General features: G+C 65.4%; 7 protein-coding genes. All 7 read left to right on the top strand.

What is annotated here, in order from left to right; genetic code table 11:
- Positions 1-73: 73 nt before the first annotated feature.
- The 7 genes from rplL (at position 74) to tuf (ending at position 13,371) form a co-directional block, all read left to right on the top strand.
- Positions 74-457, top strand: a complete 384-nt coding sequence (gene rplL / locus ACIBJG_RS26055; protein ID WP_350999315.1) for a 50S ribosomal protein L7/L12 — start codon at positions 74-76, stop codon at positions 455-457.
- Between the two features lie 597 nt (positions 458-1,054).
- Positions 1,055-4,540 carry a DNA-directed RNA polymerase subunit beta gene (gene rpoB, locus ACIBJG_RS26050; RefSeq protein ID WP_399310860.1) on the top strand — a complete coding sequence of 1,162 codons (3,486 nt, stop codon included), beginning with the start codon at positions 1,055-1,057 and terminating at the stop codon, positions 4,538-4,540.
- Between the two features lie 129 nt (positions 4,541-4,669).
- A complete protein-coding gene (locus ACIBJG_RS26045) occupies positions 4,670-8,569 on the top strand; it encodes a DNA-directed RNA polymerase subunit beta' (protein WP_399310859.1) in 3,900 nt (1,299 codons plus the stop codon).
- Between the two features lie 435 nt (positions 8,570-9,004).
- Complete coding sequence (gene rpsL / locus ACIBJG_RS26040; protein ID WP_003948652.1) at positions 9,005-9,376, top strand: 30S ribosomal protein S12; 372 nt, start codon at positions 9,005-9,007, stop codon at positions 9,374-9,376.
- A gap of 2 nt (positions 9,377-9,378) precedes the next feature.
- Positions 9,379-9,849, top strand: a complete 471-nt coding sequence (rpsG, locus tag ACIBJG_RS26035) for a 30S ribosomal protein S7 (RefSeq protein ID WP_014154599.1) — start codon at positions 9,379-9,381, stop codon at positions 9,847-9,849.
- A gap of 38 nt (positions 9,850-9,887) precedes the next feature.
- Positions 9,888-12,017 carry an elongation factor G gene (fusA, locus tag ACIBJG_RS26030; protein ID WP_399310856.1) on the top strand — a complete coding sequence of 710 codons (2,130 nt, stop codon included), beginning with the start codon at positions 9,888-9,890 and terminating at the stop codon, positions 12,015-12,017.
- Between the two features lie 160 nt (positions 12,018-12,177).
- On the top strand, positions 12,178-13,371 hold the full coding sequence (tuf, locus tag ACIBJG_RS26025) for an elongation factor Tu (RefSeq protein WP_148020219.1): 1,194 nt from the start codon (positions 12,178-12,180) through the stop codon (positions 13,369-13,371).
- The last annotated feature ends 4 nt before the right edge of the window (positions 13,372-13,375 follow it).

Below are 13,375 nucleotides of genomic sequence, written 5' to 3'. Positions count from 1 at the left end.
CGGTCCAGCGGGCTCCACGTACGCCCGCCGACATATACATCCGGCACCTGCCGAATAGTGGAAGGACGCCATCATGGCGAAGCTCAGCCAGGAAGACCTGCTCGCCCAGTTCGAGGAGCTCACCCTCATCGAGCTCTCCGAGTTCGTTAAGGCCTTCGAGGAGAAGTTCGACGTCACCGCCGCCGCGGCCGTCGCCGTTGCCGGTCCCGCCGCCGGTGGCCCCGCCGCCGAGGCCGAGGCCGAGCAGGATGAGTTCGACGTCATCCTCACCGCCGCCGGTGACAAGAAGATCCAGGTCATCAAGGTCGTGCGTGAGCTGACCTCCCTCGGCCTGAAGGAGGCCAAGGACCTCGTCGACGGCGCCCCGAAGCCCGTCGTCGAGAAGGTCGCCAAGGAGGCCGCCGAGAAGGCTGCCGAGTCCCTCAAGGCCGCCGGCGCCTCCGTCGAGGTCAAGTGACCCAGCGAGTCTTCTGACTCCTCTGGACCCCCGTGCCGCGAGGCGTGGGCGTCACTTCGCGAAAGGCGATCACCCGTATGGGTGGTCGCCTTTCGGCGTACCCGCGGTGGGTGCCTTGCTCTTCCCGCGGCGACGAGTATGGTGATCTTCGCCGTGCGCCTCTCGTGGGGGGCACGGGTGGCGCCGAGGGGCGGCGGGACGCGGGTCTCCGGGCCCGTACCGGCTGGGGGGCCTTGACGAACCGCACGAGGCGCGCAATTCTCAAGGCGCGTCGTCACATCGATCCGAATCCGAGGCATGGATCGATGGCGAAGAGGGCAGTAAAGAAGAGCGCAGCTCGCGCAGGGCTAGACATAGGTGTTGAGAACAAGCTGTTGAGAGCAACGTGGGTCTCTGAGAACCCCGACTGGACATCAGTGTGCCGCTTGGCTACACTGACCCTTTGCGCTGCCTGTTAGCTGCCTCCTGCCCGTCACCAGGGGCATACCCATCTTGTGCACCGTGGATCGTTCGTCCCTTGTTTGGGATATCTGTCCACCTGTCCAGTTTGGGACCGGTACGCGCGTAGTGAGTCCGAGCCCTCGGAAGGACCCCCTCTTGGCCGCCTCGCGCAACGCCTCGACCGCGAATACGAACAACGGTGCCAGCACCGCCCCGCTGCGCATCTCTTTTGCAAAAATCAAGGAGCCCCTCGAGGTTCCGAACCTCCTCGCGCTGCAGACCGAGAGCTTTGACTGGCTCCTCGGTAACGCCGCCTGGAAGGCTCGCGTCGAGGCTGCTCTGGACAGTGGACAAGACGTCCCCACCAAGTCCGGCCTGGAGGAGATCTTCGAGGAGATCTCACCGATCGAGGACTTCTCCGGGTCGATGTCGCTTACGTTCCGCGACCACCGCTTCGAGCCCCCCAAGAACTCGATCGACGAGTGCAAGGAGCGCGACTTCACGTTCGCCGCCCCGCTCTTCGTCACGGCCGAGTTCACCAACAACGAGACCGGCGAGATCAAGTCCCAGACGGTCTTCATGGGCGATTTCCCGCTCATGACCAACAAGGGCACCTTCGTCATCAACGGCACCGAGCGTGTCGTCGTGTCGCAGCTGGTCCGCTCGCCGGGTGTCTACTTCGACTCCTCCATCGACAAGACGTCCGACAAGGACATCTTCTCCTCCAAGATCATCCCGTCCCGGGGTGCCTGGCTGGAGATGGAGATCGACAAGCGCGACATGGTCGGTGTCCGCATCGACCGCAAGCGCAAGCAGTCCGTCACCGTTCTCCTGAAGGCTCTCGGCTGGACCACCGAGCAGATCCTCGAGGAGTTCGGCGAGTACGAGTCCATGCGCGCCACCCTGGAGAAGGACCACACCCAGGGCCAGGATGACGCGCTGCTCGACATCTACCGCAAGCTCCGCCCGGGCGAGCCGCCGACCCGCGAGGCTGCTCAGACGCTGCTCGAGAACCTCTACTTCAACCCGAAGCGCTACGACCTCGCGAAGGTCGGCCGCTACAAGGTGAACAAGAAGCTCGGCGCGGATGAGCCGCTCGACGCCGGTGTCCTCACCAGCGACGACATCATCGCGACCATCAAGTACCTGGTGAAGCTGCACGCCGGGGAGACCGAGACGACCGGCGAGTCGGGCCGGGAGATCGTCGTCGAGACCGACGACATCGACCACTTCGGCAACCGTCGTCTGCGTAACGTCGGCGAGCTCATCCAGAACCAGGTCCGTACGGGTCTGGCCCGGATGGAGCGCGTCGTGCGTGAGCGCATGACGACTCAGGACGTCGAGGCCATCACGCCGCAGACCCTGATCAACATCCGGCCGGTCGTCGCCTCCATCAAGGAGTTCTTCGGCACCAGCCAGCTGTCGCAGTTCATGGACCAGAACAACCCGCTGTCGGGTCTCACCCACAAGCGCCGCCTGTCGGCTCTTGGCCCGGGTGGTCTGTCCCGTGAGCGGGCCGGCTTCGAGGTCCGTGACGTGCACCCGTCCCACTACGGACGCATGTGCCCGATCGAGACCCCTGAAGGCCCGAACATCGGTCTGATCGGTTCGCTCGCCTCGTACGGCCGCGTCAACGCGTTCGGCTTCATCGAGACGCCGTACCGCAAGGTCGTCGACGGCCAGGTCACCGACGAGGTCGACTACGTCACGGCCGACGAGGAAGACCGTTACGTCATCGCCCAGGCGAACGCGACGCTCTCCGACGAGCTGCGCTTCACCGAGCCCCGCGTCCTGGTCCGCCGTCGTGGCGGAGAGGTCGACTACGTGCCCGGCACCGAAGTCGACTACATGGACGTCTCGCCGCGCCAGATGGTGTCCGTCGCCACCGCGATGATCCCGTTCCTTGAGCACGACGACGCCAACCGTGCCCTCATGGGCGCGAACATGATGCGTCAGGCGGTGCCGCTCATCAAGTCGGAGGCGCCGCTCGTCGGCACCGGCATGGAGTACCGCTGCGCTACCGACGCCGGTGACGTACTGAAGGCCGAGAAGGACGGTGTGGTCCAGGAGGTCTCCGCGGACTACATCACCGTGACGAACGATGACGGCACGTACACCACGTACCGCATCGCGAAGTTCATGCGCTCCAACCAGGGCACCTCGGTCAACCAGAAGGTCGTCGTCTCCGAAGGCGACCGGATCGTCGCCGAGCAGGTACTCGCCGACGGACCGGCCACCGAGAACGGTGAGATGGCCCTCGGTAAGAACCTGCTCGTGGCGTTCATGCCGTGGGAGGGTCACAACTACGAGGACGCGATCATCCTGTCGCAGCGCCTCGTGCAGGACGACGTCCTCTCCTCGATTCACATCGAGGAGCACGAGGTCGACGCCCGTGACACCAAGCTCGGTCCGGAGGAGATCACCCGGGACATCCCGAACGTCTCCGAAGAGGTCCTCGCGGACCTCGACGAGCGCGGCATCATCCGGATCGGTGCCGAGGTCACGGCCGGTGACATCCTCGTCGGCAAGGTCACGCCCAAGGGCGAGACCGAGCTGACCCCCGAGGAGCGCCTGCTCCGCGCGATCTTCGGTGAGAAGGCGCGCGAGGTGCGCGACACCTCGCTGAAGGTGCCGCACGGCGAGATCGGCAAGATCATCGGCGTCCGCGTCTTCGACCGCGAAGAGGGCGACGAACTGCCGCCGGGCGTGAACCAGCTGGTCCGCGTCTACGTCGCGCAGAAGCGCAAGATCACCGATGGTGACAAGCTCGCCGGCCGTCACGGCAACAAGGGCGTCATCTCGAAGATCCTCCCGATCGAGGACATGCCGTTCCTGGAGGACGGCACCCCGGTCGACATCATCCTCAACCCGCTGGGTGTCCCGTCCCGAATGAACCCGGGACAGGTCCTGGAGATCCACCTCGGCTGGCTCGCCAGCCGCGGCTGGGACGTCTCCGGCCTCGGTGACGAGTGGGCCAAGCGCCTGCAGTTCATCGGCGCCGATCAGGTCGCCCCCGGCACCAACGTCGCCACTCCCGTCTTCGACGGTGCGCGCGAGGACGAGATCACCGGCCTCTTCCAGGCCACGATCCCGAACCGCGACGGCGACCGGCTGGTCCAGCCCTCGGGCAAGGCCAACCTGTTCGACGGCCGCTCCGGCGAGCCGTTCCCGGAGCCGGTCTCGGTCGGCTACATGTACATCCTCAAGCTCCACCACCTCGTCGACGACAAGCTCCACGCTCGTTCGACGGGTCCGTACTCCATGATCACCCAGCAGCCGCTGGGTGGTAAGGCTCAGTTCGGTGGACAGCGCTTCGGTGAAATGGAGGTGTGGGCCCTTGAAGCTTATGGTGCCGCTTACGCCCTCCAGGAGCTGCTGACGATCAAGTCCGACGACGTGACCGGCCGCGTGAAGGTCTACGAGGCCATCGTCAAGGGCGAGAACATTCCCGAGCCCGGCATTCCCGAGTCCTTCAAGGTGCTCATCAAGGAAATGCAGTCGCTCTGCCTCAACGTGGAGGTGCTGTCCTCGGACGGCATGTCCATCGAGATGCGCGACACGGACGAGGACGTCTTCCGCGCGGCGGAGGAGCTCGGAATCGACCTGTCCCGGCGCGAGCCGAGCAGCGTCGAAGAGGTCTGACGGGTTGGCCGGCCGGATCCCTGTGATCCGGCCGGCTCTCCCCGGACCCGTTCAGACCATTGCTGAAGTGCCCCGATTTCTCGCGTGAAGCGAGGGGGCTCGAACCCCCGAAAGAGGGATTGACGACAAGTGCTCGACGTCAACTTCTTCGACGAGCTGCGGATCGGCCTTGCCACCGCGGACGACATCCGGACCTGGTCCCACGGCGAAGTGAAGAAGCCGGAGACCATCAACTACCGCACGCTCAAGCCCGAAAAGGACGGACTCTTCTGCGAGAAGATCTTCGGTCCGACCCGGGACTGGGAGTGCTACTGCGGCAAGTACAAGCGTGTCCGCTTCAAGGGCATCATCTGTGAGCGCTGTGGCGTAGAGGTCACGCGCGCCAAGGTGCGTCGTGAGCGCATGGGCCACATCGAGCTTGCCGCTCCCGTCACCCACATCTGGTACTTCAAGGGCGTCCCGTCGCGCCTGGGCTACCTGCTGGACCTCGCGCCGAAGGACCTCGAGAAGGTCATCTACTTCGCCGCGTACATGATCACGTTCGTCGACGAGGAGCGCCGCACCCGCGACCTCCCGTCGCTGGAGGCTCACGTCTCCGTCGAGCGCCAGCAGGTCGAGAACCGTCGCGACTCGGACCTCGAGAACCGCGCCAAGAAGCTCGAGACCGACCTCGGCGAGCTCGAGGCCGAGGGCGCCAAGGCCGACGTGCGCCGCAAGGTGCGCGAAGGTGCCGAGCGTGAGATGAAGCAGCTGCGTGACCGTGCGCAGCGCGAGATCGACCGCCTCGACGAGGTGTGGAGCCGCTTCAAGAACCTCAAGGTCCAGGACCTCGAGGGCGACGAGCTGCTCTACCGCGAGCTGCGTGACCGCTTCGGCACGTACTTCGACGGCTGCATGGGCGCTGCCGCCCTGCAGAAGCGCCTCGAGTCGTTCGACCTCGACGAGGAGGCCGAGCGCCTCCGCGAGATCATCCGTACCGGCAAGGGCCAGAAGAAGACCCGTGCGCTCAAGCGCCTCAAGGTCGTCTCCGCGTTCCTGCAGACCAGCAACAAGCCCAAGGGCATGGTGCTCGACTGCGTGCCGGTCATCCCGCCGGACCTGCGTCCGATGGTGCAGCTGGACGGTGGCCGCTTCGCGACCTCCGACCTGAACGACCTGTACCGCCGTGTGATCAACCGCAACAACCGCCTCAAGCGTCTCCTTGACCTCGGTGCCCCCGAGATCATCGTGAACAACGAGAAGCGGATGCTGCAGGAGGCCGTCGACGCGCTGTTCGACAACGGCCGCCGCGGTCGCCCGGTCACCGGTCCCGGTAACCGTCCGCTCAAGTCCCTCAGCGACATGTTGAAGGGCAAGCAGGGTCGATTCCGTCAGAACCTTCTCGGTAAGCGTGTGGACTACTCCGCGCGTTCCGTGATCGTCGTCGGCCCGCAGCTCAAGCTGCACCAGTGCGGTCTGCCGAAGGCCATGGCGCTGGAGCTCTTCAAGCCGTTCGTGATGAAGCGCCTGGTGGACCTGAACCACGCGCAGAACATCAAGTCGGCCAAGCGCATGGTCGAGCGCGGCCGCACGGTCGTGTACGACGTCCTGGAAGAGGTCATCGCGGAGCACCCGGTTCTCCTGAACCGTGCGCCCACGCTGCACCGTCTCGGCATCCAGGCCTTCGAGCCCCAGCTGGTCGAGGGCAAGGCCATCCAGATCCACCCGCTCGTCTGCACCGCGTTCAACGCGGACTTCGACGGTGACCAGATGGCCGTGCACCTGCCGCTCTCCGCGGAGGCGCAGGCCGAGGCCCGCATCCTGATGCTGTCCTCGAACAACATCCTGAAGCCGGCCGACGGTCGTCCCGTCACCATGCCCACGCAGGACATGGTGCTGGGTCTGTTCTTCCTGACCACCGACGGCGAGCTCCGTGACACCAAGGGCGAGGGCCGCGCGTTCGGCTCCACGGCCGAGGCGATCATGGCGTTCGACGCCGGCGAGCTGGCGCTCCAGTCGTCCGTCGACATCCGCTTCCCGGTGGGCACCATCCCGCCGCGTGGCTGGGTGCCGCCGGTCGCCGAGGAGGGCGAGCCCGAGTACCAGCCGGGTGACACCTTCCGGCTGCGGACGAGCCTGGGCCGCGCGCTCTTCAACGAGCTGCTGCCCGAGGACTACCCGTTCGTCGACTACTCGGTCGGCAAGAAGCAGCTCTCCGAGATCGTCAACGACCTCGCCGAGCGCTACCCCAAGGTCATCGTGGCGGCGACGCTCGACAACCTGAAGGCGGCGGGCTTCCACTGGGCGACCCGTTCCGGGGTCACCGTCTCCGTTGCCGACATCGTCGTGCCCGAGGCCAAGAAGGCCATCGTCAGGGGCTACGAGGAGCAGGACGAGAAGGTCCAGAAGCAGTACGAGCGCGGTCTGATCACCAAGGACGAGCGCACGCAGGAGCTCATCGCGATCTGGACCAAGGCGACCAACGAGGTTGCCGAGGCGATGAACGCGAACTTCCCCAAGACGAACCCCATCTTCATGATGGTTGACTCGGGTGCCCGAGGAAACATGATGCAGATGCGTCAGATCGCCGGTATGCGTGGTCTGGTGTCCAACGCCAAGAACGAGACGATCCCTCGTCCCATCAAGGCGTCCTTCCGTGAGGGCCTCACCGTTCTGGAGTACTTCATCTCCACGCACGGTGCCCGTAAGGGTCTGGCGGACACCGCCCTGCGTACTGCCGACTCGGGTTACCTGACCCGTCGTCTGGTGGACGTCTCGCAGGACGTGATCATTCGCGAGGAGGACTGCGGCACCGACCGCGGCCTCAAGCTGAAGATCGCGGTCAAGGGTGCCGACGGCGTGCTCCGCAAGACGGAGGACGTCGAGACCTCGGTCTACGCCCGCATGCTCGCGGAGGACGTCGTCGTCGACGGCAAGGTCATCGCGCCTGCCAACGTCGACCTCGGTGACGTCCTGATCGACGCCCTGGTGGGCGCCGGCGTCGAGGAGGTCAAGACCCGCTCGGTCCTGACCTGTGAGTCCGCGGTCGGCACCTGTGCCTTCTGCTACGGACGCTCGCTCGCCACCGGCAAGCTGGTCGACATCGGTGAGGCGGTCGGTATCATCGCCGCCCAGTCCATCGGTGAGCCCGGTACCCAGCTGACGATGCGTACCTTCCACACCGGTGGTGTGGCCGGTGACGACATCACCCAGGGTCTGCCCCGAGTCGTCGAGCTCTTCGAAGCCCGTACGCCGAAGGGTGTCGCCCCGATCTCGGAGTCCGCAGGCCGGGTCCGGATCGAGGAGACCGAGAAGACCAAGAAGCTCGTGGTCACGCCGGACGACGGCAGCGAGGAGATCCCCTTCCCGATCTCCAAGCGCGCCCGTCTGCTGGTGGGCGAGGGCGATCGCGTCGAGGTGGGCCAGAAGCTCACCGTGGGTGCCACCAACCCGCACGACGTGCTGCGGATCCTCGGTCAGCGCGCGGTCCAGGTCCACCTGGTCGGCGAAGTCCAGAAGGTCTACAACTCGCAGGGCGTGTCGATCCACGACAAGCACATCGAGATCATCATCCGGCAGATGCTCCGCCGCGTGACGATCATCGAGTCCGGCGACGCGGAACTGCTGCCGGGCGAGCTCGTCGAGCGTTCGAAGTTCGAGACCGAGAACCGTCGTGTGGTCCAGGAGAGCGGTCACCCCGCCTCCGGCCGTCCGCAGCTGATGGGTATCACCAAGGCCTCGCTGGCGACGGAGTCGTGGCTGTCCGCGGCTTCCTTCCAGGAGACGACCAGGGTCCTGACGGACGCGGCGATCAACGCCAAGTCCGACTCCCTGATCGGCCTCAAGGAGAACGTCATCATCGGTAAGCTCATCCCGGCCGGTACGGGTCTGTCCCGCTACCGCAACATCCGGGTCGAGCCGACCGAAGAGGCCAAGGCCGCGATGTACTCGGCCGTCGGCTACGACGACATCGACTACTCGCCGTTCGGCACGGGCTCCGGCCAGGCCGTTCCGCTGGAGGACTACGACTACGGTCCGTACAACCAGTAAGCGAGTCGCTTGATACGACCTGAGGGCGGTCATCCCGTACATGCGGGGTGGCCGCCCTTCGGCGTGCGATGCGTCACTCCGGCCGGGCGCGGCGTACGGTGGATCCAGCCCGGAAGGGCGCTGAGCGGCCCCTGAGGGCCCGTGTGGCCTGCCGTACGGGTCAGGACAAGCCGGGCAGCCACCCCGGCGTGTCCGGGCGGACAGCATTTGTTTTGACCGGAGTCCGTGAGGTAGGTACGCTCAGACCTTGTGCCTGGGGTGTGCCTGGGTTTGTGTGCGTGTCCTCAACCGCACGGCGAACCCGTCTTTGGCCACCGCAATCTGTGCTTCCACTACTCCAGGGGAGTGGCCCGCAGTATTCGACACACCCGACCGCGTGGGTCGGTGAGTGTTCCAGGTTAGTTTCACCGACGGCACACAGAAACCGGAGAAGTAGTGCCTACGATTCAGCAGCTGGTCCGGAAGGGCCGGCAGGACAAGGTCGAGAAGAACAAGACGCCCGCGCTCGAGGGTTCGCCCCAGCGTCGTGGCGTCTGCACGCGTGTCTTCACGACCACCCCGAAGAAGCCGAACTCGGCGCTCCGTAAGGTCGCGCGTGTGCGTCTGACCTCCGGCATCGAGGTCACGGCCTACATTCCGGGCGAGGGACACAACCTGCAGGAGCACTCGATCGTGCTCGTGCGTGGTGGCCGTGTGAAGGACCTGCCGGGTGTTCGCTACAAGATCATCCGCGGCTCGCTCGACACCCAGGGTGTCAAGAACCGCAAGCAGGCCCGCAGCCGCTACGGCGCCAAGAAGGAGAAGTAAGAATGCCTCGTAAGGGCCCCGCCCCGAAGCGCCCGGTCATCATCGACCCGGTCTACAGCTCTCCTCTTGTCACCTCGCTGATCAACAAGATCCTGCTCGACGGCAAGCGTTCCACCGCCGAGCGGATCGTGTACGGCGCCATGGAAGGCCTCCGCGAGAAGACCGGCGCTGACCCGGTCATCACGCTGAAGCGCGCGCTTGAGAACGTCAAGCCCTCGCTCGAGGTCAAGTCCCGCCGTGTCGGTGGCGCCACCTACCAGGTGCCGATCGAGGTCAAGCCCGGTCGTGCCGCCACCCTCTCGCTGCGCTGGATCGTGGGTTACTCCCGCGCCCGTCGCGAGAAGACGATGACCGAGCGGCTCATGAACGAGCTGCTCGACGCCTCCAACGGTCTTGGCGCTGCCGTCAAGAAGCGCGAGGACACCCACAAGATGGCCGAGTCGAACAAGGCCTTCGCGCACTACCGCTGGTAGTCGCTCACCCCATCGAGACCGAGAGAAGATTGAGCCTTATGGCCACCACTTCGCTTGACCTGGCCAAGGTCCGCAACATCGGGATCATGGCCCACATCGACGCGGGGAAGACGACCACCACCGAGCGGATCCTCTTCTACACCGGTGTGAGCTACAAGATCGGTGAAGTCCACGACGGCGCTGCCACGATGGACTGGATGGAGCAGGAGCAGGAGCGCGGCATCACGATCACGTCCGCCGCGACGACCTGCCACTGGCCCCTCAATGATGTTGACCACACCATCAACATCATCGACACCCCGGGTCACGTCGACTTCACCGTCGAGGTGGAGCGTTCGCTCCGCGTCCTCGACGGTGCCGTCACCGTGTTCGACGGTGTGGCCGGCGTCGAGCCGCAGTCCGAGACCGTCTGGCGTCAGGCGGACCGCTACGGCGTGCCGCGTATCTGCTTCGTCAACAAGCTCGACCGCACCGGTGCCGACTTCCTCCGTTGTGTCGACATGATCGTCCAGCGCCTCGGCGCTGTCCCGATCGTCATGCAGCTCCCCATCGGCGCCGAGGCCGACTTCACGGGTGTCGTCGACCTCGTGACGATGAAGGCCTTCGTGTACCCCGAAGAGGCCGCCAAGGGCGAGATGTACAACACCGTCGAGATCCCGGACAACCTCAAGGAGGCCGCCGAGGAATGGCGCGGCAAGCTCCTCGAGGCCGTCTCGGAGAACGACGACGCCATGATGGAGCTGTACCTGGAGGGCGTCGAGCCCACCGAGGAGCAGCTGTACGAGGCGGTCCGTCGCATCACCCTCGCGTCGAAGGGCACCGCGGACTCCGTCACGGTCACCCCGGTGTTCTGTGGCACCGCGTTCAAGAACAAGGGCGTCCAGCCCCTGCTCGACGCGGTCGTCCGTTACCTGCCTTCCCCCCTGGACGTCGAGGCCATCGAGGGCCACGACGTGAAGGACCCCGAGAAGGTCATCTCGCGCAAGCCTTCGGACGACGAGCCGTTCTCCGGCCTGGCGTTCAAGATCGCGAGCGACCCGCACCTCGGCAAGCTCACCTTCGTCCGGATCTACTCCGGTCGCCTCGAGGCCGGCACCGCGGTGCTGAACTCGGTCAAGGGCAAGAAGGAGCGCATCGGGAAGATCTACCGTATGCACGCGAACAAGCGTGAGGAGATCCCCTCGGTGGGCGCCGGTGACATCGTCGCCGTCATGGGCCTGAAGCAGACCACCACCGGTGAGACGCTGTGTGACGACAAGCAGCCGGTGATCCTGGAGTCCATGGACTTCCCGGCACCGGTCATCCAGGTCGCCATCGAGCCCAAGTCCAAGGGTGACCAGGAGAAGCTGGGTGTAGCCATCCAGCGCCTCTCCGAGGAGGACCCGTCCTTCCAGGTGCACTCCGACGAGGAGACCGGCCAGACCATCATCGGTGGTATGGGCGAGCTTCACCTCGAGGTGCTCGTCGACCGCATGAAGCGCGAATTCCGCGTCGAGGCGAACGTCGGCAAGCCGCAGGTCGCGTACCGCGAGACGATCCGCAAGGCCGTCGAGCGCATCGACTTCACGCACAAGAAGCAGACTGGTGGTACCGGCCAGTTCGCGAAGGTGCAGATCGCCATCGAGCCCATCGAGGGTGGCGACGCGTCCTACGAGTTCGTCAACAAGGTCACCGGTGGCCGCATCCCCCGTGAGTACATTCCCTCGGTGGACGCGGGCGCGCAGGAAGCCATGCAGTTCGGCATCCTGGCCGGTTACGAGATGGTCGGCGTCCGCGTCACCCTTCTCGACGGTGGCTACCACGAGGTCGACTCCTCGGAGCTCGCCTTCAAGATCGCCGGTTCGCAGGCGTTCAAGGAGGGTGCCCGCAAGGCGTCCCCCGTGCTCCTCGAGCCGATGATGGCCGTCGAGGTCACCACGCCCGAGGACTACATGGGCGATGTCATCGGCGACCTCAACTCCCGCCGTGGCCAGATCCAGGCCATGGAGGAGCGCAGCGGCGCTCGCGTCGTGAAGGGCCTCGTGCCCCTCTCGGAGATGTTCGGCTACGTCGGAGACCTCCGCAGCAAGACCTCGGGTCGCGCAAGCTACTCGATGCAGTTCGACTCCTACGCCGAGGTTCCGCGGAACGTCGCCGAGGAGATCATCGCGAAGGCCAAGGGCGAGTAACTCCCCGAGTTGACGCTTTAGGCTTATCACCGGAGCCCGGTGGGGCATTTGACGCGGCGCGCAAGCAATGCGTCGAATGCCCCCCGGCGCCGGCATCCCAGCAAAGATCACCTGGCGCCGATGAAGCAAGGCGTACAGAACCACTCCGCAGGAGGACCCAGTGGCGAAGGCAAAGTTCGAGCGGACTAAGCCGCACGTCAACATCGGCACCATCGGTCACATCGACCACGGTAAGACGACCCTTACGGCCGCCATTACCAAGGTGCTGCACGACGCGTACCCGGACCTGAACGAGGCCTCGGCCTTCGACCAGATCGACAAGGCTCCCGAAGAGCGCCAGCGCGGTATCACCATCTCGATCGCGCACGTCGAGTACCAGACGGAGTCGCGTCACTACGCGCACGTCGACTGCCCCGGGCACGCCGACTACATCAAGAACATGATCACGGGTGCGGCGCAGATGGACGGCGCCATCCTCGTTGTCGCCGCCACGGACGGCCCGATGCCGCAGACCAAGGAGCACGTGCTCCTGGCCCGCCAGGTCGGCGTTCCGTACATCGTCGTCGCGCTGAACAAGGCCGACATGGTGGACGACGAGGAGATCCTGGAGCTCGTCGAGCTCGAGGTCCGTGAGCTCCTCTCCGAGTACGAGTTCCCGGGCGACGACCTTCCGGTCGTCAAGGTCTCGGCGCTCAAGGCTCTTGAGGGTGACAAGGAGTGGGGCCAGACCGTCCTCGACCTGATGAAGGCCGTCGACGAGTCCATCCCGCAGCCCGAGCGTGACGTCGAGAAGCCGTTCCTGATGCCGATCGAGGACGTCTTCACGATCACCGGTCGTGGCACCGTCGTCACCGGCCGTATCGAGCGTGGTGTCCTCAAGGTCAACGAGACCGTCGACATCGTCGGTATCAAGACCGAGAAGACCACCACCACGGTCACGGGCATCGAGATGTTCCGCAAGCTGCTCGACGAGGGCCAGGCCGGTGAGAACGTCGGTCTGCTCCTCCGTGGCATCAAGCGCGAGGACGTCGAGCGCGGCCAGGTCATCATCAAGCCGGGTTCGGTCACGCCGCACACCGACTTCCAGGCCCAGGCCTACATCCTGTCGAAGGACGAGGGTGGCCGTCACACCCCCTTCTTCAACAACTACCGCCCGCAGTTCTACTTCCGTACCACGGACGTGACGGGCGTTGTGACCCTTCCCGAGGGCACCGAGATGGTCATGCCGGGTGACAACACCCTCATGGACGTCGCGCTGATCCAGCCGGTCGCCATGGAAGAGGGCCTGAAGTTCGCCATCCGTGAGGGTGGCCGGACCGTGGGCGCCGGCCAGGTCACCAAGATCCTCAAGTAAGTCC

The sequence above is a fragment of the Streptomyces sp. NPDC050422 genome (assembly GCF_044458665.1).
Taxonomy (GTDB): Bacteria; Actinomycetota; Actinomycetes; order Streptomycetales; family Streptomycetaceae; genus Streptomyces.
This window is presented reverse-complemented; position numbering and strand designations above follow the sequence as displayed.

Coding starts and splice junctions, on each gene's coding strand:
- fusA (WP_399310856.1), top strand. CDS start 9,888: ATGGCCACCACTTCGCTTGACCTGGCCAAGGTCCGCAACATCGGGATC.
- rpsG (WP_014154599.1), top strand. CDS start 9,379: ATGCCTCGTAAGGGCCCCGCCCCGAAGCGCCCGGTCATCATCGACCCG.
- rplL (WP_350999315.1), top strand. CDS start 74: ATGGCGAAGCTCAGCCAGGAAGACCTGCTCGCCCAGTTCGAGGAGCTC.